This window comes from Pseudomonas fluvialis (assembly GCF_014207935.1).
Taxonomy (GTDB): Bacteria; Pseudomonadota; Gammaproteobacteria; order Pseudomonadales; family Pseudomonadaceae; genus Aquipseudomonas; species Aquipseudomonas fluvialis_A.
In genome coordinates this window covers 978,807-998,315 of sequence record NZ_JACHLL010000001.1, presented here as the reverse complement: position 1 = coordinate 998,315, position 19,509 = coordinate 978,807, and the positions used below count along the sequence as shown (strand labels likewise).

Here is a 19,509-nt window from a genome sequence, read left to right as displayed (position 1 = left end):
CTACCCGCCGGACCCCGCGCCAAAATCCCACAAGGAGTTGAACCATGAAGAAACTGCTGACTGCCCTCGCCACCGCGGCGGCCCTGACCAGTGCTGCCGCCCAGGCCGCCGATAGCCTCAGCGTGGCGGCCACCGCCGTACCGCACGCGGAAATCCTCGAATTCGTCAAACCGGCTCTGGCCAAGGAAGGGGTCGAGCTGAAGATCAAGGTCTTCACCGATTACGTGCAGCCCAACGTGCAGGTGGCCGAAGAGCGCCTGGACGCCAACTTCTTCCAGCACCAGCCGTACCTGGATGAGTTCAACAAGAGCCGCGGCACCGAGCTGGTAAGCATCGCCGGCGTACACGTCGAGCCCTTCGGCGCCTATTCGAGCAAGATCAAGAACCTCAGCGAGCTGAGCGAAGGCGCCCAGGTGGTGATTCCCAACGACGCCACCAACGGCGGCCGCGCCCTGCTCCTGCTGCAGAAGACCGGCCTGATCAGCCTCAAGCCGGAAGCCGGCATCACCGCCACGGTGAAGGACATTGCCGACAACCCGAAGAACCTGAAGATTCGCGAGCTGGAAGCAGCCACCCTGCCGCGCGTGCTGGATCAGGTCGACCTGGCCCTGATCAACACCAACTATGCGCTGGAAGCCAAGCTCAACCCGACCAAGGACGCCCTGGCCATCGAAGGCAGCGACTCGCCCTACGTCAACATCCTGGTGGTACGCGCCGACCGCAAGGACGACGCCGCCCTGCAAAAACTGGCCAAGGCCCTCAACAGCGCCGAGGTGAAGACCTTCATCACCGAGAAGTACCAGGGCGCCGTGGTTCCGGCGTTCTGATCGCCGCCCGGACGCAACGGAAAAGCCCGCTCAATGAGCGGGCTTTTTCATTCCGGATGACGCCACAGCCAGACCGCCAGCCAGAGGAACCAGAGCAGGGCGAACAGCGAAGCCGGCATGCTCCAGTTCATGGCCCGCTCGGAGAAGCCGTCGTGCCCCTGCAGCAACGCGGCCAGCAGATTGGTGCCACCCGCCAGCAACACACCGAGTGCCAGGCCGCGCGGCGCCAGGCGGCTCAACCACAGCGCCGGGGCATACAGCAGCAGACTGATGGAGAAGCTCAGCGCGAACAGTGCAGCCAGGCCCGCCTCGATCTGGCGTACCCCATAGGTGGCAGCAAACAGCTGAGCCCTGAGCGGTTCCTCGGCCCCGGCCCACTGGTCGACCATCAGCTTGAGCGCCACGCCATCCACCGCTTGCAGGGCGAAGGCCAGGGTCATACTGGCGACGGCACAGGCGGCACCAAACAGGGCCCAGACCCCGGCCTTGCCGTCCCGCAGGCGCCAGGCCAGCGCCAGCAGGGCGAGCACGCCCAGCAGCACGCCCAGCAGCTGGACCAGGTGGCTGGTCAGCCAGTGATGATCGGCGGCGTATTCCGCGAAGGCCGCGGCAGCATCCCAGGGCGGCGCCTGCATCGGATGCAGCAAAGTACCCAGCATCAGCAACAGGGCGCCGAGCAGGGCGGCGCTGGCCCCCAGGCGCGAGCAGTATCGCGTGTCGAGCATCCGTGCCTCAGCCTCCACTCTGCAGCAGCGTCGGCAGCTGCGTTTTGAGCTTCTCGTTGTTCAGTGGCGCGCGGATGAAGCCGCGCTGACGCCCGTCAGGCCCCAGCAGCACGAGGTTGCCACTGTGATCGACGGTGTAGTTTTCCTTGCTGGTATCGCCCGGAATGAAAGGGATGCTCACGGCATTGGCCAGGGTCTGGATATCCGCCAGCGGCCCGGTCAGGCCCAGGTAGGCCGGGTCGAAAAAGCCCAGGTACTGCTTGAGCTTCTCCGGGGTATCGCGGTGCGGGTCGAGGCTGACCATGAGGATCTGCAGCTGGCTGCGCGCCTCGGCCGGTAGCAGACCGTTGAGCTGACGCAGCTGGGCCAGGGTGGTCGGGCAGATATCCGGGCAGAAGGTGTAGCCGAAGAACACCAGAGTCCACTTGCCCTTGAGACTGGCCAGCGCCTGCGGCTGGCCGTCGACGTTACTCAGGGTCAGCTCCGGCAGCTCACGGCTCTGCGGCAGGAGAATGATGCCGGCATCCAGCAGGGCTGCCTTGTCCAGGCCGTCGCCCTTGCTGCCAAGGACTTTGTGCACGGTGAGACCGAGGACGATGGCCACCAGGGCCGCGAGAACAACAACGGTTTTCTGAATTGAGGTCATAGGTTCAGCAGCAGGTAGTGATCGGCAAGCAGCGCGATGAACAACAGGAACAGGTACCAGATACTGTACTTGAAGGTGTTGATCGCCGCGTGCGGTTGGCTGTCACGGTACAGCACCCAGGCCCAGTGCAGGAAGCGCCCGCCGAGCACGAGCGCACAGCCGAGATAGAGCGCCCCGCTCATGTGGATGGCATAGGGCAGCAGCGTCACCGCAAACATGATCAGGGTGTACAGCAGGATGTGCACCTTGGTGTAGTGCTCACCATGGGTCACCGGCAGCATGGGGATATCGGCCTTGGCGTATTCGGCCTTGCGATGGATGGCCAGCGCCCAGAAATGCGGCGGCGTCCAGGCGAAGATGATCAGCACCAGCAGCAGCGGCTCGGCGCTGATATGCCCGGTGACCGCCACCCACCCAAGCAGTGGCGGGGCGGCGCCGGCCAGACCGCCGATAACGATGTTCTGCGGCGTGGCGCGCTTGAGAAAGCCGGTATAGAGCACCGCATAGCCGAGCAGGGATGCCAGGGTCAGCCAGGCGGCCAGCTCGTTGGTGAAGGTCAGCAGCAGGATCAACCCCATTAGCGCCAGCACCGCCGCAAAGAGCAGAGCGGCGACCGGTGAAACCCGCCCGGCGGTGACCGGGCGCTTGTAGGTGCGCGCCATGATCGAGTCGATGCGCCGGTCCACCACATGGTTGACTGCCGCCGCCCCTCCGGCACACAGGCCGATGCCGAGGTTGCCGAACAGCAGCACCGTCCAGGGCACACCGGCGCGGGTTGCGAGGAACATGCCGACCAGGGAGGTGATCAGCATCAGCAGCACCACGCGCGGCTTGGTCAGTTCCAGATAGTCGCGCCAGCTTGCGGGCTCCTGACGGGTTTGCAGCAGAGTAGCCATGTGGGTCTCTCCTTATCGTTATTTGCCGGTCTGGACCAGGCCGGCGGCAACCGGGACGTCGGCGGATTCGCGAGCAGCGCTCGCGAACGCGGCAACGCCACGCAGGCGGTAATTGATCAGCACCAGCACCAGCAGCAGGACAGCGCCGCCGCCGTTGTGTGCCACCGCCACGGCCAGCGGCAGATGCAGCAGCACATTGCTGATGCCCAGACTGACCTGGGTAGCCAGAGCCAGCACCAGCACAGCGGCCAGCCGGCCCTGGCCGGCAGCCCGCAGGCGCCAGGCCAGCACCAGCACCAGCAGCGTGACCAGCAGGGCGCCAAGCCGGTGGCTCATGTGGATGGCGGTGCGTGCCTCGCTGTCGAGCTGGCCACCGAGGTAGTTGGGGCCGATGTGCTGGGTCAGGTGGAAGCCGTTGGCAAAGTCCATCGCCGGAAGCCACTCGCCATGGCAGGTGGGCAGGTCGACGCAGGCCACCGCCGCGTAGTTGGAGCTGACCCAGCCGCCCAGGGCGATCTGCCCGATCACCAGGGCCAGTGCCAGCGCCGCCAGCCCGCACAGGCGCCGGGGAATGCCGGGCAGCACCGGCAGCGCGCCGGACAGGCGCAGGGTGAGAAGGAAGAGCAGCGAAAGGGTGGTAAAGCCACCCAGCAGGTGCGCGGTGACCACCTGCGGCCACAGCTTGAGCGTCACAGTCCACATGCCGAAAGCGGCCTGGGCAATGACCACGCCGAGCAGCAGCAGCGGCAGTTTCAACGGCTGTCCGGGTTCGCCCCGGCGGCGTAGCGCCTGCACCGCCAGGCCTAGAATGACTAGGCCGAGACTGCCGGCAAAATAGCGGTGGACCATCTCGTTCCAGCCCTTTTCCACCTCAACGGGCGCCTCGGGGAAGCGTGCCTCAGCCAGGCTCTGCTTGTGCTCGCTCATCGGCACGCCGATGAAACCGTAGCAGCCCGGCCAGTCCGGACAGCCGAGGCCGGCGTGGGTCAGGCGGGTGTAGGCGCCCAGCAGCACCACCACGGCCGCCAGCAGCGTGGCAAACAGGGCCAGGCGGAATCCCGGTTTGGCCATGGCGGACTCCTCAGCCGATGTTGGAGAGCTTGAGCAGCAGGCGCAGGTCGGTCAGCACCTGTTTGCCATTGGCATCGGCGTCATAGCGCAGCACCAGGTTGCCGTGGGGATCGACGATCCACAGCTGGGCCGCCTGGCCCCGCTCGGCCGGATAGCGGTCCGCCGCCAGGGTGAAGCGCTGCAGTTGCGGGTATTCCCGCGCCAGCTGGGCGGCGAAATCCTCCGGGGTACTCCCGGTCGCCAGTGCATGAGCGCCCCGCGCCGCTTCACGACCCAGACCGATATGGATCTGCCGCGCCAGGTAGACCAGCTGCTGGCAATCTGCCGCGCACTCGCCCGGCGCCGTGACCAGCAGCTGCCAGCGGCTTTCCTCCAGCACCGGCAGGCCGAGATCGGCCCGACTCAGGGCGCCGCCGATCAGCTCGCCGTGGTAGCTGCGCCCTTCCGGCACCCAGAAGCGCCAGTGGTACATGGCCGAGGCCAGCAGCATCGGGCCGATTACCACCGCCAGGATCAGCAGCAACTGCAAACGCCCGCGGCCCACCCGCGGCGAGGAGGATTCAGACAGCGTCAGACTGTGCGACATGGGCAAGCTCCTGCGCTCGGCGCCAGCCGAGGTAGCTATAGAGAAGGATGAGTGCCAGGCCCAGGGCAAACCACTGCACGGCATAGCCGAGGTGTTTTTCCGGGCCCATGGCCACGATGGGCCAGTCCACTGCATAAGCAGCCGGACCGGGATTCAGACGCAGTTCATAGGGCCAGCCGGCGCGCCCCAATTCGCTCCACAGGGCGCGAGCCTCGACCCGGTTGATCAGCCGGGGCCAGTCACGCGAGGGCGTGGCCGACAGTTGCAGCGGCTCGCCCGGGGAACGGTAGACCCAGGCGGTCAGGTCCAGCTCCTGATCGGGGGTGCTGAACTGCACCGTCTGGCGGCGATCGGGCCAGGGCAGCCAGCCGCGGTTGACCAGCAGCCACAGGCCGCTGGCCTGGTCATAGAAGGGTTGCAGCAGCTCGACACCTACCTGACCGTGGCGAATGCGGCTGTCCAGCAACAGGGCATGCCGGTCGTCGAAGCGGCCGTGCAGGCGTACCTGGCGAAACGCGGGATCGGCCAGCTCTTCCAACTGACTCAGCGGCTGAGCCGGGGCCTCGCGCTGAAGCGCCTCGGCGGCGAGCAACTGGCGCTTTTCCTCGGCACGCTGCAGTTGCCACACACCCAGACCGATCAGCAGCGGCAGCATCAACAGCACCAGCACGGTCGGCGCCAGACCGGGACGAAAGCCGTTCATGCCCGCCCCCCTGGCTGCTGCGTGCCACTGCCTATACTGCCGTTTACCCGCATGTCCTTCCCCCGGAGTCACCACCATGCTCAAGCTGGCGATTGTCCTGATGCTGCTGGCCACCGTGATCAGCCTGTTCAGTGGCCTGGTGTTTCTGGTTCGCGATGCCGGCCAGGGCTCCCGGCTGGTCAATGCCCTGACGGTGCGGGTGTGTCTCACTGCCATCACCCTGGCGCTGATCGCCTGGGGCTTCTACAGCGGCCAACTGGTCAGCCACGCCACCTGGTGAGCCCCCCCGCTCAGAGCACATAGACAAAAACGAACAGGCCCAACCAGACCACATCGACGAAGTGCCAGTACCAACTGGCCGCCTCGAAACCGAAGTGCTGATCCGCCGTGAAATGCCCCTTGAGCACGCGGATCAGCATCACCGTGAGGATGATCGCGCCGAGCGTTACGTGGGCACCGTGAAAGCCGGTGAGCATGAAGAAGGTGGCGCCGTAGATGCCCGAGCCGAGGGTCAGGCCCAGCTCGGTGTAGGCGTGCACATACTCCTCGACCTGCAGCACCAGGAACGACGCGCCCAGCAGCACGGTCAGCGCCAGCCAGGCCTTGAGCGCCGTGCGGTGGTTCTTCTTCAGCGCGTGGTGGGCGAAGGTCACCGTGAAGCTGGAGGTGACCAGCAGGATGGTGTTGATCAGCGGCAGATGCCACGGATCGATGATGCCCTTGGGTGCCGGATACAGCTTGGGGTCGGGGGTATTGAGCAGCGGCCAGGTGTAATCGAAGTTCGGCCAGAGCATCTCGGCGATGCCCTTGGCACCCTCACCACCCAGCCAAGGCCCGGCGAAGGTGCGCACGTAGAACAGGGCGCCGAAGAAGGCGGCAAAGAACATCACCTCGGAGAAGATGAACCAGCTCATGCCCCAGCGGAACGAGCGGTCCATCTGCGCGCTGTACAGGCCACCACGGCTCTCGCGGATCACGTTGCCGAACCAGCCGAACAGCATGTAGGCGAGGAACAGACCGCCGATGAAGAAGATCAGCGGGCCGTTGGATTCGGCTCGGTCGGCCTTGAGGTCGTTGAACCAGGTGCCCAGGCCGTAGACGGAAAACAGCATGCCCAGGGTGGCGATGATCGGCCACTTGCTCTGGGCGGGAACGTAGTACTGCTCGTGAGTCGACATAGCATGCTTCTCCTTATCGTCCTGCCACGGGGACAGGCGGTTTCCGCGCAGTGATATCGAACAGGGTGTAGGCCAGCGTCAGGTGGCGTACATCCGCGGGCAGGTCGCGGTCGACGATGAAACGCACCGGCATCTCGATGCGCTCGCCCGGCTGCAGCACCTGCTGGGTAAAGCAGAAACATTCGGTCTTGTGGAAAAAGGCCGCGGCCTTGGACGGCGCCACGCTGGGAATGGCCTGGGCAGTCATCGGCTTGTCGGTGGGGTTGAAGGCGACAAACCGCATCTCGCTCACCGCCCCCGGATGCACCGCGACCTCATCGGCCAGTGGCTGAAACTCCCAGACCATGTCGGCGGCATTGGTGGCGAGGAACTGCACCCGCACCTGGCGCGCCTCGTCCACCGTCTGCTCGCCCTGATAGGCGCCGGCGGTCTTGCCGTTGATGCCGAAGGCCTGGCACATGACCTCGTAGATCGGCACCAGGGCAAAGCCGAAACCGAACATCACCAGCACCAGCAGCAACAGGCGCTGGATCAGTTGGCGGGTGCTCATGCCCTGGGCCATGGCCGCGCCTCCCTACTTCACATCCGGCGGTGTGCTGAAGGTGTGGTAAGGCGCCGGCGAAGGCACTGTCCACTCCAGCCCTTCGGCGCCATCCCAGGGCTTGGCCGGGGCGGGCTTGCCGCCACGGATGCACTTGATGACGATGAACAGGAAGAGGAACTGGGTCGCCCCGAAAGTGAAGGCGCCCACCGACGACACCATGTTGAAGTCGGCGAACTGCAGGTTGTAGTCGGGGATGCGCCGCGGCATGCCGGCCAGGCCGACGAAGTGCATCGGGAAGAACGCCAGGTTCATGCCGATGAAGCTCATCCAGAAATGCAGCTTGGCCAGAGTCTCGTCGTACATGTGCCCGGTCCACTTGGGCAGCCAGTAGTAGGCCGAGGCGAAGATGCCGAAAATCGCGCCGGGCACCAGCACGTAGTGGAAGTGCGCGACCACGAAGTAGGTGTCGTGGTACTGGAAGTCCGCCGGGGCGATGGCCAGCATCAGCCCGGAGAAGCCGCCGATGGTGAACAGGATGACGAAGGCCACGGCAAACAGCATGGGCGCCTCGAAGGTCATCGAGCCCTGCCACATGGTCGACACCCAGTTGAACACCTTCACCCCGGTCGGCACGGCGATCAGCATGGTGGCGTACATGAAGAACAGCTCGCCGGTGAGAGGAATACCCACGGTGAACATGTGGTGCGCCCAGACGATGAACGACAGGAAGGCGATGCTCGCCGTCGCATAGACCATCGAGGTGTAGCCGAACAGCGGCTTGCGCGCGAAGGCCGGTATGATCGAGCTGACGGCGCCGAAGGCCGGCAGGATCATGATGTACACCTCGGGGTGGCCGAAGAACCAGAACACATGCTGGAACAGCACCGGATCGCCACCGCCGGCCGCACTGAAGAAGCTGGTGCCGAAGTGGATGTCCATCAGCATCATGGTCACGCAACCTGCCAGCACCGGCATCACCGCGATCAGCAGGAAGGCGGTGATCAGCCAGGTCCAGACGAACAGCGGCATCTTCATCAGGGTCATGCCGGGGGCACGCAGGTTGAGGATGGTGGCGACCACGTTGATCGCCCCCATGATCGAGCTGATGCCCATCAGGTGCACGGCGAAGATGAAGAAGGTCACCGACTCCGGCGCATAGGTGGTCGACAGCGGCGCGTAGAAGGTCCAGCCGAAGTTGGGCCCGCCGCCTTCACTGAACAGAGTGCTGACCAGCATGCCGAAGGCGGCCGGCAGCAACCAGAAGCTGAAGTTGTTCATCCGCGGCAGGGCCATGTCCGGCGCGCCAATCATCAGCGGAATCATCCAGTTGGCCAGGCCGACGAAGGCCGGCATCACCGCGCCGAAGACCATGATCAGGCCGTGCATGGTGGTCATCTGGTTGAAGAATTCCGGCTGCACGATCTGCAGGCCGGGCTGGAACAGCTCGGCGCGGATCACCATGGCCATGGACCCGCCAAGCAGGAACATGGCAAAGCTGAACCACAGGTACATCGTGCCGATGTCCTTGTGATTGGTGGTCAGCACCCAGCGCATAAGGCCCTTGGCCGGGCCATGGGCGTGGTCAGTATGACCGTGGTCGATCACTGCACTCATGTCCGTTACTCCTGAGCCTTTTTGAACGCGACAATGTCCTTGGGCGTGACCATGTCACCCACCTTGTTGCCCCAGGCGTTGCGTTCGTAGGTGATGATCGCGGCGATATCGACTTCCGACAGCTGCTTGCCGAAAGCCGCCATGGCCGTGCCCGCCTTGCCGTTGACGACGATGCCGATATGCCCGGCCGCCGGGCCGGTGGCGATCTTCGAACCCTTGAGTGGCGGGAACATCGGTGGCAGGCCTTCGCCGGTCGGCTGGTGGCAGGAGGCACAGTTGGTCTGGTAGGCCTTTTCGCCACGCGCCACCAGCTCGTCCAGAGTCCAGACCTTGCTGGTCAGCTCCTTCTCGGCCAGGGCAGCCTGCTTGCGCTCGGCCAGCCACTTGGAAAAGTCTTCCTTCGACTTGACCTCGACCACCACCGGCATGAAGCCGTGGTCCTTGCCGCACAGCTCGGTGCACTGGCCGCGGTAGATGCCGGGCGTGTCGATGCGTGTCCAGGACTCGTTGACGAAGCCGGGAATGGCGTCCTTCTTCACCGCTAGCGCCGGCACCCACCAGGAATGGATCACATCGGCAGCGGTGACCAGAAAGCGCACCTTGGTGCCCACCGGAATCACCAGCGGCTGGTCGACCTCCAGCAGGTAGTGCTCATCCTTGGCTGTTTTGTTGTGGATCTGCGCACTGGGCGTGGCCAGATTGCTGAAAAACTCCACGTCCTGACCCAGGTACTTGTAGTGCCACTTCCACTGGTAACCGGTGATCTGGATATCCAGTTCTGATTCGCTGGTGTCGTAGATGTCTATCAGGGTCTTGGTCGCCGGTATCGCCATCACCACCAGAATCACCAGCGGCACGATGGTCCAGAGGATCTCCACCGTGGTGCTTTCATGGAAGTGGGCCGGCTGCTGGCCGCTGGCGCGACGGTGGATCAGCATCGACCAGAACATGACGCCGAACACCACCACACCGATGACCACACAGATCCAGAAGATGGTCATGTGCAGATCGAAGACGGAGCGACTGACTTCGGTGGCCCCGGGAGACATGTTTACTGCCCATTCTGCATGGGCAGGTGCAAACACAAGGCATAGCAGTGAAGCCATCCATACACGTGGATGTCGCATCATCGCGAGTTCCCCATTGTTCTTGTTTTATCGCCGACTTGAGTCGCGCGCGGGAACGGCAGCCCATACCACTGACCAGAATCGCCGTACTCTCACGGAGCACTCAATCGGGGTTCCAGGTAAAGCCCATCGAGGGGGAGTATAGACAGGCCCTGCGACAGGGCGCCGCAGTAAGCAACTTTTTTCCTGAAACAGGTAACAGAATGGCTGTAAGCCACGCCGCACTAAGCACGGCCAATTTATGGCCAAGCGTGAAGCAGCTCGCCTTTGGAAAAACTTCTGTCTTATGAAGATTAATTCTTGGTCTTAAATGGAGAGCGACTAAGGTCTTCTTGTTTTCTTCATTTATCCGTCATGTCCTTGTGCAGGAGCCGTCATGAATACCGCTGCTCTCCGTTCCCTGATCCAGCACGCTCACCAGCACGAAGCCGCCAACGGCCTCCTGCGGCAACAGCTGGAAGCCCAGCTGGAGCGCCTGCATCCGGCCATTCAGCTACCGGACGTGGATGCCCTGACGGTAATGGCGCGCTTCGTCGCGGCCTATATCGATCAGGTTCCGGAGATGCTCGAAGCCGCCGCCAGCGTGGCCGAGGAGGCCGGCATCCATGAGCAGATCCTGCCGGTGCTGAAAGTGGCGGAAACCTTCTTCATCCAGCCACCCGCTCTGCTCGAAGGCCATCAGGGTCTGAATGCCCTGCTCGATGAGGCCTACCTCGCCCATCGCCTGGTCGAGGAGGTCAACGACCGCTACATCAGCCATCTCGGTCAGGTGCTGATTCCGCTGGACACCACCATGGCCAATCTGATTGCCCACCAGCTGATCGGCGAGCCCTTTGCCAACCAGCTCGATGAAGCCGTGCACCATGCCGTCGACGGCCTGCTCAACGAGGCCATCTTCCAGCGCGCTTCGGTGCAGGCCTACCGCGAGCGCCTGGCCAACCCGCACACCGTGTCGGCGTGGAAGCGCTGGCCCTGCCTGTCACGCGAGCTGGGCGTCGAACTGCAGCTCAATCGCCAGCGGGCCTGATCCACACCGTTCAGAGCAGCGACAACTGACCGCCCGGCGGCGCGAAAGCGCTGCAGTCCAGCTCCGGCTCCGGGCGGCGGTTGAGGCCCAGCCGTTTGCAGGCCACGGCAAAGCGCTGCTGCAGCAGTTCGGCAAACACACCTTCGCCGGTGAAACGTGCGCCAAAGCGGCTGTCATACAACTCGCCGCCACGGCTCTGGCGGATCAGGCTGAGCACATGGGCCGCGCGTTGCGGGTAATGGGCCTGCAGCCATTCCTCGAACAGCGGCGCCACCTCGCGCGGCAGACGCAGCAGCATGTAGCGCGCCGATCGGGCACCCGCGCCCTTGGCGGACTCCAGCAGGCTCTCCAGCTCGCAGTCGTTGATCTGCGGAATCATCGGCGAACAGAGCACGCCCACCGGCACCCCGGCGCCGCGCAGCACGCGGATCGTGCGAAGACGCGCGCTGGGGGCGGCGGCGCGCGGTTCGAGGATGCGCTTCAACTCATCGTCCAACGTGGTCAGGCTGATATAGACCCGCAGCAAGTGACGCTCGGCCAGCTCGCTCAAGAGGTCGAGGTCTCGCAGGATCAGCGCGCCCTTGGTGACGATGGTGACGGGATGGCGGTAGCGCAGCAGCACCTCCAGGCAGCGCCGGGTCAGCTGCTGCTGGCGCTCGATGGGCTGGTAGGGGTCGGTGTTGGCCCCCAGGTTGATCGGCGCCGGCACGTAGCCGGGCTTGCTTAGCTGCTGTTCGAGCACGGCGGCCGCGTTGGTCTTGGCGATCAGCCGGGTCTCGAAATCCAGCCCCGGCGACAGGTCCCAGTAGGCGTGGCTGGGCCGCGCATAGCAGTAGATGCAGCCATGCTCACAGCCCCTGTAGGGATTGAGCGAGCGGTCGAAAGGCAGGTCCGGCGACTGGTTGCGGGTAATGATGGTCTTGGCCGTCTCCGCCCGCACCTCGGTAGCGCGACTGGGCGGCACTTCCTGATACCAGCCGTCATCGCTGGCGATGATACGCTGGGCGGCAAAGCGGTTGTGCGGGTTGCTGGCGGTACCGCGACCGCGCGGCGGCAGAGAAACGGACATGGGCAGCCCTCGAAAAAATACTGTTTAAATATACAGTTATTTATCGAGAACGACAGCCCATCGCCGAATCAACAAGCCAGCGGTGGACGACGTTAAAAATAGCTCCCTGCTATTTTTTCAGTTTGGGATTGGGGAAGAACTGCACGGTCTGACCCTTGGGTGCCGCCGGCTTGGCCGCCACCTTGTTGACCCGGGTCGGCACCTCGCGCGGCACCGAGTTGCCCTGGGCATCCAGGGTGTCGGAGAAGCCACAGGCCACGCATTCGCGGTGTGGCACACCGTCCACGTCCCACATCTGGATCTTGTCCATCTCGCTGCAGGCCGGGCACACGGCGCCGGCGATGAAGCGCTTCTTCGGCTGGCTCATGCCGCCTCCTCACTCAGACCGCTGTGGCGCAGCAGCGCATCAATGGACGGCTCGCGGCCACGGAAGTCAACGAACAGGCGCATGGCTTCCTGCGAGCCGCCACGGGCCAGAATAGCCTCGCGGAAGGCACGGCCGGTTTCGGGGTTGAGCACACCCTGCTCCTCGAACAGCGAGAAGGCATCGGCGGAGAGCACCTCGGCCCACTTGTAGCTGTAGTAACCGGCCGCGTAACCGCCGGCGAAGATGTGCGCGAAGCTGTTGGCGAAGCGGTTGAAGGCCGGCGGGCGGATCACCGCCACTTCATCGCGGATGCCATCCAGCACGTCCAGCACGCTGCGACCGTCGCCGTGGGTGGCGTGCAGCTCGAAGTCGAACAGCGAGAACTCCAGCTGGCGCACCATCATCAGGCCGGACTGGAAGTTCTTCGCCGCCAGCATCTTGTCCAGCAGGTCCTTGGGCAGTGGCTCGCCGCTCTCGAAATTGCCGGAGATCAGCGCCAGACCTTCCGGCTCCCAGCACCAGTTCTCCATGAACTGGCTGGGCAGCTCGACCGCATCCCAGGCCACGCCGTTGATGCCGGACACGCCGGCATGCTCGATGCGGGTCAGCAGGTGGTGCAGGCCGTGGCCGAACTCGTGGAACAGGGTGGTGACCTCGTCGTGGGTCAGCAGTGCCGGCTGGCCTTCCACTGCGGGAGTGAAGTTGCACACCAGATTGGCTACCGGGCTGATCAGCTCGCCGGCAGCCGAGCGGCGCTTGTCGCGCGCGCCGTCCATCCAGGCGCCGCCGCGCTTGTTGGCCCGGGCGTAGAGGTCGAAGAAGAAGCGCCCGACATGCTGGCCGTTCTCACGGATCTCGAACAGGCGCACATCCGGATGCCAGCTGTCGAAGCCGGACAGCTCCGCGATCTCGATGCCGTAGAGCTTTTGCACGATGGCGAACAGGCCGGACAGCACCTTGTCGATCGGGAACCAGGCGCGCACCTGCTCTTGGGAGATGCTGTAGCGCTGCTGGCGCAACTTCTCGCTGTAGTAGCCGACATCCCAGCTCTGCAGATCGGCGCAGCCCTGCTCCGCAGCAAAGGCTTTCAGTTCCTGCAGATCGCGCTGGGCAAACGGCTTGCTGCGCACGGCCAGATCACGCAGGAAGTGCAGCACCTGCTCGGTATTCTCGGCCATCTTGCTGGCTAGGCTCAGCTCGCTGTAGTGGGCAAAGCCGAGCAGGCGGGCCAACTCCTGGCGCAGGTCGAGGATCTGCTCCATCAGCGGGCCGTTGTCGAACTGACCGGCATTCGGCCCCTGATCGGAGGCGCGGGTGCAGTAGGCGGCGTACAGCTCCTCGCGCAGGGCACGGTCGTCGGCGTAGGTCATCACCGCGTAGTAGCTGGGGAATTCCAGGCTGATCAGCCAGCCGTCCAGCTCCTTGGCCTTGGCGGCCTGGGCCATCTGCGCCTTGGCCGAATCCGGCAGGCCGGCGAGCTGGGATTGGTCGGTGATGTGCTTGGTCCAGGCCTGCGTCGCGTCGAGCAACTGGTTGGAGAAGCGGCTGGTCAGCTCGGACAGCTTCATCTGGATCTCGCCGTAGCGTTGCTGCTCGGCCGGCGGCAGGTCGATACCGGACAGGCGGAAGTCGCGCAGGGCGTGTTCGAGGATGGTCTTCTGCGCCACTTCGAAACCTTCGGCGGCCGGGCTCTTGGCCAGCGCCTCATAGGCCTCGAACAGCGGCTTGTTCTGCCCCATCTCGGTCCAGAACTCGGACAGCTTGGGCAGGCAGGCCTCGTACGCGGCGCGCAGTTCGGCGCTGTTGCACACGGCATTGAGGTGGCTGACCGGGCTCCAGGCACGGCCCAGGCGCGCATTCAGCTCATCCAGCGCCAGCACCAGACCGCTCCAGCTCGGGTTGTTCTGCTGGGTTTCCAGCAGCGCAGAGATGGCGGCACGGTTGTCGGCGAGGATCTGGTCGATCGCCGGCTCGACATGCTCGGGCTTGATCAGGGAGTAGGGCGGCAGGTCGAAGTCTTGCAGCAGCGGATTGATCGCAGTCACGATGGCACCTTGTACGGATGGGCGCGGCAGCGCCGGATGCGCGCATCTTATTACAATCAGCCGCCTACCTTCCTTTGGAGATCGCTATCGTGGCCATTAGACCTTTTCAGGACATGACACCCAGCCTCGGCGAGCGGGTGTTCATCGACGACTCGGCCGTGGTCATCGGCGATGTCAGCCTTGGCGACGACAGCTCGGTGTGGCCGCTGGCGGTAATCCGCGGCGATATGCACCGGATCCGAATTGGTCAGCGCAGCAGTGTGCAGGATGGCAGCGTGCTGCACATCACTCACGCCGGCCCCTTCAATGCCGACGGCTGGCCACTGACCATCGGCGATGACGTGACCATCGGCCACAAGGCGCTGCTGCACGGCTGCCGTGTAGGCAACCGGGTGCTGATCGGCATGGGCGCCATCGTCATGGACGGCGCGGTGATCGAGGACGATGTGGTGCTCGGCGCCGGCAGCCTGGTGCCGCCGGGCAAGACTCTGTACAGCGGCTACCTGTATGTCGGCAGTCCGGTGAAGCAGGCGCGGGCGCTGAGCGACAAGGAAAAGGCCTTCTTCACCTACAGCGCGGCCAACTACGTGCGCCTCAAGGACAGCTACCTGGCCGAGAGCTGATCACCGGCGCACACGCCTGACTGGGCAAACAGGATTCTTGTTCTACGCTTGCAGCATATCCGTCGCGGTTGCAGCGCAGCCCTTGGCGCGCGCGGCCTGGACGCTCTTCGCACCCTCACCGCGGAGCAAGGAAGAACCATGTCAGGCATCGACTTGTGGGATGACGACCTCGGCGCAGACAGCACCACGGTCGAAGTGGCGCCACTACACATCCATCTGATTGCCGCCAGCGAGCATGAGGCTTTCTGGCGGCTCGGCCTGGAGGATCACGGCGTACGCCTGGGTGACGCCGACGCGGCCGAATGCCAGCTGATCCTGGTCGATGAGCGCTGCCCGGACTACGAACAGCGCCTGGCCCAACTGCCGAAGCGCGATGGCAGTGCCCGCCCGCCGATCTTCTTCCTGGTCAGCAACGGCACCGAGCCGGACTGCATGCGCGCCTTTTCCTGTGGCGCCGATGATTATGTGCACCTGCCGATCAGCCCAGAAGCCCTGGCCGTTCGCCTCAAGCGGGTCGAGAGCCAGCTGCGCGACAACTCGGCCATGCGCTTGCAGCTCAGCCAGTCCTCGCAGATCGCCTTCCAGTCGATGACCCTGAACGCCGAACTGGGCCGCATCCTGCAGTACATGGAATATGGTTTTGCCTGCGAGGATTTCGCCGCACTGGCTGCGCTGACGCTGCGCACATTCAATGAATTCGGCCTGCACGCCAGCATGGGTATTTTCCACGACCGCGGCATGGCCTTCTTCTTCGACGACAACCTGCGCCGACCCATCGAGCAGGAAGTGCTGGAGAACTCCCGACATCTGGGGCGCATTTCCGATTTCGGCTCGCGCACCATCCTCAACTACGCCCATGTCGCCGTGCTGATCCGCAACATGCCGGTCGACGATCCGATGCGCTACGGCATCCTCAAGGACCATATCTGCTACATCGCCAACGGCCTGGAAGCCCGCACCCTGGCGATGATCAACGAGCTGCGTTCTCTGGAGCGGGCCATCCGCATCCAGACCACGGCCAGCGTGCTGCAGCAGATGATCGCCGAGATGGAGCAGGCCAAGCTGGAGGTGACCAAACGCAGCACCGAGGAGCTGCAGGCCATGCTCGACACCCTCAACCTGGAGTTCTCCCAGCTGTGCCTGACCGGCAACGAGGAGCAGCGCCTGATGACCCTGCTGGCCGACTCCAGCGACCGCATCCATACCCTGTTCCGCGGCGCCGCCGAGCAGGACCAGCTATTCCAACAACTGCTCAGCAGCGTGGCCCAGACCCTCGAACGTTAGGGCTCAATCAGCACTAATAGCTGTGCCTGACGCTCTGCCGCCGGCTGCTTGGCCAGTCGTGCGACAGCTGCATAAAAGCGCGGCCAGTCACCATCACTCTGCGCAAACAGCCTGGCAAAGGCCGGCAGCCACTGTTCGTAAAGACCCACGGGCAACAGGCGGGCATTGTTCAGTGGCGCGTTGATCCAGGCATCGAAGCGGCGGTCGCCCTGCCACTGCTGGTCACGTAGCTGACGGTAGTCGTGGCGCAGCCGGGCAAACTCGGCCTGCTTGGCCTGTCGCATGGCGGGTGCCGACAACGTCTGCGCATAGAGGGTCTCCAGGCGCCCACGACTGGCCAGCAGCAGCGCGGTGAACTGCTCGCGCTGACGCTCCAGGCGACCGTCGGCGGCAGGCAGACCGCGCTGCTCACGCCACTGGCGCAGCCCCTCCAGTTCGACGAAGCGGGCAAAGGATTCGTTGAAGGCCGTATCGCCGGGCAGGTAGAACTGCTGATGCGCCAGCTCGTGGAATATCAGCCCGGCCAGCTCGGCGTCGCTGCGGCGGAGCATGCTGCTGAGCAGCGGGTCGTCGAACCAGCCCAGGGTGGAATAGGCCTCGATACCGACCACCGCGGTATCCCAGCCCTGCTGTCGGAGCAGCGCCGCCGCCCCCCGCGCCCGGCCCGGCGCAAAGTAGCCACGGTAGGCCACGCAACCGGCCAGCGGGAAGCAGTGGGTCAGCGGCTGCAGGGAAAACTCCGGGCTGGCGAACAGATTCCACACCACATAGGGCCGGCCCAGTTCGACATAACTGCGGTAGCTGCCATTGTCCGGCAGGGCCAGCCGCCGACTGGCGAAATCCCGGGCGAGCGCCGCCTCGCGCAAACGCGCCTTGAGCGCAGCGGGCTGTGCCGGGTCGGCGAGCAGGTTGGGCACAGCCTGACGCTCATGCAACAGCTGCCACTGCCCGGCCGCCAGATGCGGCAGATCGCGCAGCTGACTACAGGCCGTGAGCAGCAACAGACTGAACAGGAGTAGGGCAGTTTTCATCGGCAGCACTACAGAAGGGCGCTTTAGCGTTAGGCTAGATCGTAATCCTTGGAGGCTAGCACCATGCGCGCTGTGATTGTTTCTCTCCTGCTACTGACCGGCTGTGCCACGCCACTGCCGGCCGTCGATCCGCAGCAGGTCTGGATCGACCTGCGGCCAGAACCTGGTCAGGTGCTGATGGCCGATGAGCTGGACCGCCGCGACCTGCGCGATGGCCGCTATTTCCAGATGGCGCCCGGCGCCCACGAACTGCTCCTGCGCTATCAGTTCGAGCGCCCGGGAGGCGGCGGCCTGAGCGACCCAGGCGGCGGGCCGGAGTGGATCACCTGCCAGCTGCGCGTGACCTATGAGCACTTTGCCGCCGGCCAGCGCTACCGTATCGACGCCCGCCCCATCGCCGGCTACCGCGCCCAGGCCTGGTTGCGCGATGCGCAGGGTCAGGTGCTGGGCCGTGCCCAGGTGCTGCGCTGCGGCAGCTACTGAAACGACAAAGGCCGGAACAGGTCCGGCCTTTGTCATGTCTACAGGGCGTTACTGGCGCTGGTAGACAATCTCCTTGCTACCGGCCTCGCAGCTGCCGACCACGGTCTTGTCGGTCACGCTGCCCTTGGCCACGATCTCCAGGCTGTAGGCGGCAACGCCCTTGTCCTTGAGCTTGGCTTCGATTTCAGCCTTGAGTTCCTCGCAGGGCTTGGGCGCCGCCAGTGCCTGACCGGCCACCATCATCAACCCCACAGCCCAGAATGCCTGTTTCATGCGTACGCTCCTTCGTTGCGTGAATGCTGCCGCGACAGGCGGCAGTGCCAGTCTAGCTCGCCTGAGATGACCGCCTGATGGCCGGCCATCGACAACAGCCGACCACTCGGCCGGCCAATCAGCTGTCGGCGATGCGGAAACCGATCTTCAGGCCGACCTGATAGTGCGCCACCTTGCCGTTGACGATATGCCCACGGGTTTCGGTGACCTCGAACCAGTCCATGTTGCGCACGGACTTGGCGCACTCGGCCAGGGCGTTGTTGATGGCATCCTCGATGCTGACGGTGGAAGAGCCGACGACTTCGATTTTCTTGTAGGTGCGATGGTCCGACATGAGCGTTCTCCGTTGCGGGGTGTACCCGCAAGCCTAGTCGAGAAGCATCATCTCAGCCGGTCAGTCACGCAGCTCGCGGGCCAGCCAGGCGGCCAGTTGCTCGGCTCGGCGATCGCTGCGGCGGCCCGGCACCCACAGCGCCAGGCGCCCGCCGGTGGCGGTGAAACCCCAGGGTGCCAGCAGACGACCAGCCGCCAGGTCATCGGCCACCAGCTGCTGCGGGGCAATCGCCACGCCAAGCCCGGCCATCGCCGCCTCCAGCAGGTAATAGAGATGCTCGAAGCCCTGCCCCAGCTGTAACGGCCCCCCCCCCAACCCCTGGCTGACCGCCCACTGCGGCCAGGCCTGCGGGCGCGACACGGTGTGCAGCAACGCTTCGCCCAGCAGGGCACTGGCTGGCGCCTGAACCAGCTCGGTAGCCCGCGCATGACGCGGACTGAACACCGGGCCGATGCGCTCGGCCGCCAGCTCGTACACCTGCAAGTCCGCCGGCCACGGCGGGCTGGCAAAGCACAGGGTGGCATCCACCCCAGGGCGACGCGGGTCCAGCTCGCCCTCGCTGGCCGAGAGCTGCAGACGCAGCTCCGGCAACTCGCGGTTGAGGCGATCCAGCCGCGGAATGAACCAGCGCGCCAGCAGACTGCCGGGGCAGGCCAGCACGAAGGGGGCATCTTCGCTCTGCCGGCGCAGGTCGGCACAGGTACTGCGCAGACGCTCGAAGGCATCGAAGGCGGCATCGCGCAGGCGCAGGCCGGCATCGGTGAGTTTTACGCCACGACCCTCCTTGACGAACAAGGCCAGGCCAAGCTGTTCCTCCAGCGCACGTATCTGTCGGCTCACGGCGCCATGGGTGACGCTCAGTTCCTCCGCGGCCTGACTGACACTCTGCAGGCGGGCAGCGGCTTCAAAGGCGCGCAGGGCATTCAGCGGGGGCAGTTCTCGGCTCATGCTATTGGTGAGTTTTCCTGACAGGTCAGCGCAATCTAATCGCTTTTCAGGGCAGCGGCCAGGGGTAGAATGGCGCCATTGTCCACCCACCCTCTCTGCCGATGCGGG

The 19,509-nt window shown here is 64.7% G+C and carries 23 protein-coding genes; 6 read left to right on the top strand and 17 right to left on the bottom strand.

Annotation, left to right across the window (positions count from 1 at the left end):
• The first annotated feature begins 44 nt into the window (after positions 1 to 44).
• On the top strand, positions 45 to 827 hold the full coding sequence (locus HNP49_RS04630) for a MetQ/NlpA family ABC transporter substrate-binding protein (RefSeq protein ID WP_184680994.1): 783 nt from the start codon (positions 45 to 47) through the stop codon (positions 825 to 827).
• Positions 828 to 874: 47 nt separating this feature from the next.
• On the opposite strand, the gene HNP49_RS04625 is transcribed toward HNP49_RS04630, so the two are convergent.
• The 6 genes from HNP49_RS04625 to HNP49_RS04600 are packed head-to-tail and all read right to left on the bottom strand — an operon-like array spanning position 875 to position 5,454.
• Complete coding sequence (locus tag HNP49_RS04625; protein ID WP_184680993.1) at positions 875 to 1,552, bottom strand: hypothetical protein; 678 nt, start codon at positions 1,550 to 1,552, stop codon at positions 875 to 877.
• Positions 1,553 to 1,559: 7 nt separating this feature from the next.
• Positions 1,560 to 2,198 carry an SCO family protein gene (locus HNP49_RS04620; RefSeq protein WP_184680992.1) on the bottom strand — a complete coding sequence of 213 codons (639 nt, stop codon included), beginning with the start codon at positions 2,196 to 2,198 and terminating at the stop codon, positions 1,560 to 1,562.
• On the bottom strand, positions 2,195 to 3,094 hold the full coding sequence (cyoE, locus tag HNP49_RS04615) for a heme o synthase (protein WP_184680990.1): 900 nt from the start codon (positions 3,092 to 3,094) through the stop codon (positions 2,195 to 2,197). The genes HNP49_RS04620 and cyoE overlap by 4 nt, the downstream gene beginning before the upstream one ends.
• Positions 3,095 to 3,112: 18 nt before the next feature.
• Positions 3,113 to 4,165: a heme A synthase gene (locus HNP49_RS04610; RefSeq protein WP_184680989.1), complete on the bottom strand. Its 1,053-nt coding sequence runs from the start codon at positions 4,163 to 4,165 to the stop codon at positions 3,113 to 3,115.
• Positions 4,166 to 4,175: 10 nt separating this feature from the next.
• The gene (locus HNP49_RS04605; protein ID WP_184680987.1) at positions 4,176 to 4,751 is read right to left on the bottom strand and encodes a hypothetical protein; all 576 of its coding nucleotides are present in this window, start codon (positions 4,749 to 4,751) and stop codon (positions 4,176 to 4,178) included.
• Positions 4,726 to 5,454, bottom strand: coding sequence for an SURF1 family protein (locus HNP49_RS04600; protein WP_184680986.1), 729 nt, complete (start codon positions 5,452 to 5,454; stop codon positions 4,726 to 4,728). The genes HNP49_RS04605 and HNP49_RS04600 overlap by 26 nt, the downstream gene beginning before the upstream one ends.
• Positions 5,455 to 5,530: 76 nt before the next feature.
• On the opposite strand from HNP49_RS04600, the gene HNP49_RS04595 reads away from it, so the two are divergent.
• Positions 5,531 to 5,734 carry a twin transmembrane helix small protein gene (locus HNP49_RS04595; protein ID WP_184680984.1) on the top strand — a complete coding sequence of 68 codons (204 nt, stop codon included), beginning with the start codon at positions 5,531 to 5,533 and terminating at the stop codon, positions 5,732 to 5,734.
• A 10-nt stretch (positions 5,735 to 5,744) separates the two neighbouring features.
• Here the strand turns inward: HNP49_RS04595 and HNP49_RS04590 are convergent, their stop codons facing one another.
• The 4 genes from HNP49_RS04590 to coxB are packed head-to-tail and all read right to left on the bottom strand — an operon-like array spanning position 5,745 to position 9,920.
• Entirely contained in the window at positions 5,745 to 6,632 is an 888-nt protein-coding gene (locus tag HNP49_RS04590; protein ID WP_184680982.1) for a cytochrome c oxidase subunit 3, read from the bottom strand.
• A 13-nt stretch (positions 6,633 to 6,645) separates the two neighbouring features.
• The gene (locus HNP49_RS04585) at positions 6,646 to 7,194 is read right to left on the bottom strand and encodes a cytochrome c oxidase assembly protein (RefSeq protein WP_184680980.1); all 549 of its coding nucleotides are present in this window, start codon (positions 7,192 to 7,194) and stop codon (positions 6,646 to 6,648) included.
• A 12-nt stretch (positions 7,195 to 7,206) separates the two neighbouring features.
• A complete protein-coding gene (gene ctaD / locus HNP49_RS04580) occupies positions 7,207 to 8,790 on the bottom strand; it encodes a cytochrome c oxidase subunit I (protein ID WP_184680979.1) in 1,584 nt (527 codons plus the stop codon).
• Positions 8,791 to 8,795: 5 nt separating this feature from the next.
• Positions 8,796 to 9,920, bottom strand: coding sequence for a cytochrome c oxidase subunit II (gene coxB / locus HNP49_RS04575; protein ID WP_184680977.1), 1,125 nt, complete (start codon positions 9,918 to 9,920; stop codon positions 8,796 to 8,798).
• Positions 9,921 to 10,293: 373 nt separating this feature from the next.
• On the opposite strand from coxB, the gene HNP49_RS04570 reads away from it, so the two are divergent.
• A complete protein-coding gene (locus tag HNP49_RS04570) occupies positions 10,294 to 10,944 on the top strand; it encodes a hypothetical protein (RefSeq protein ID WP_184680976.1) in 651 nt (216 codons plus the stop codon).
• A gap of 10 nt (positions 10,945 to 10,954) precedes the next feature.
• Here HNP49_RS04570 and HNP49_RS04565 read toward each other — a convergent pair whose 3' ends face one another.
• The 3 genes from HNP49_RS04565 to prlC form a co-directional block, all read right to left on the bottom strand.
• Positions 10,955 to 12,013 (bottom strand): PA0069 family radical SAM protein, encoded by a 1,059-nt coding sequence (locus HNP49_RS04565; protein WP_184680974.1) that lies wholly within the window; start codon positions 12,011 to 12,013, stop codon positions 10,955 to 10,957.
• A 109-nt stretch (positions 12,014 to 12,122) separates the two neighbouring features.
• Positions 12,123 to 12,380 (bottom strand): YheV family putative zinc ribbon protein, encoded by a 258-nt coding sequence (locus tag HNP49_RS04560; protein ID WP_184680972.1) that lies wholly within the window; start codon positions 12,378 to 12,380, stop codon positions 12,123 to 12,125.
• The gene (prlC, locus tag HNP49_RS04555) at positions 12,377 to 14,425 is read right to left on the bottom strand and encodes an oligopeptidase A (RefSeq protein WP_184680970.1); all 2,049 of its coding nucleotides are present in this window, start codon (positions 14,423 to 14,425) and stop codon (positions 12,377 to 12,379) included. The genes HNP49_RS04560 and prlC overlap by 4 nt, the downstream gene beginning before the upstream one ends.
• 89 nt (positions 14,426 to 14,514) lie before the next feature.
• Here prlC and HNP49_RS04550 point away from each other — a divergent pair, with 89 nt between their 5' ends.
• Both HNP49_RS04550 and HNP49_RS04545 read left to right on the top strand, forming a co-directional pair.
• Positions 14,515 to 15,048, top strand: a complete 534-nt coding sequence (locus HNP49_RS04550) for a gamma carbonic anhydrase family protein (RefSeq protein ID WP_184680968.1) — start codon at positions 14,515 to 14,517, stop codon at positions 15,046 to 15,048.
• A 138-nt stretch (positions 15,049 to 15,186) separates the two neighbouring features.
• A complete protein-coding gene (locus tag HNP49_RS04545) occupies positions 15,187 to 16,332 on the top strand; it encodes a response regulator transcription factor (protein WP_184680966.1) in 1,146 nt (381 codons plus the stop codon).
• On the opposite strand, the gene HNP49_RS04540 is transcribed toward HNP49_RS04545, so the two are convergent.
• Complete coding sequence (locus HNP49_RS04540; RefSeq protein ID WP_184680965.1) at positions 16,329 to 17,363, bottom strand: aminopeptidase; 1,035 nt, start codon at positions 17,361 to 17,363, stop codon at positions 16,329 to 16,331. The two genes, HNP49_RS04545 and HNP49_RS04540, sit on opposite strands and share 4 nt — an antisense overlap.
• 63 nt (positions 17,364 to 17,426) lie before the next feature.
• On the opposite strand from HNP49_RS04540, the gene HNP49_RS04535 reads away from it, so the two are divergent.
• Positions 17,427 to 17,846 carry a hypothetical protein gene (locus tag HNP49_RS04535; protein WP_184680963.1) on the top strand — a complete coding sequence of 140 codons (420 nt, stop codon included), beginning with the start codon at positions 17,427 to 17,429 and terminating at the stop codon, positions 17,844 to 17,846.
• Between the two features lie 48 nt (positions 17,847 to 17,894).
• On the opposite strand, the gene HNP49_RS04530 is transcribed toward HNP49_RS04535, so the two are convergent.
• The 3 genes from HNP49_RS04530 to HNP49_RS04520 all read right to left on the bottom strand — a co-directional run bounded on the left by HNP49_RS04530 (position 17,895) and on the right by HNP49_RS04520 (position 19,401).
• A complete protein-coding gene (locus tag HNP49_RS04530; RefSeq protein ID WP_184680961.1) occupies positions 17,895 to 18,119 on the bottom strand; it encodes a DUF1161 domain-containing protein in 225 nt (74 codons plus the stop codon).
• Between the two features lie 118 nt (positions 18,120 to 18,237).
• A complete protein-coding gene (locus HNP49_RS04525) occupies positions 18,238 to 18,453 on the bottom strand; it encodes a dodecin (protein ID WP_184680960.1) in 216 nt (71 codons plus the stop codon).
• 60 nt (positions 18,454 to 18,513) lie between these two features.
• A complete protein-coding gene (locus HNP49_RS04520) occupies positions 18,514 to 19,401 on the bottom strand; it encodes a LysR family transcriptional regulator (protein WP_184680958.1) in 888 nt (295 codons plus the stop codon).
• Positions 19,402 to 19,509 lie beyond the last annotated feature (108 nt).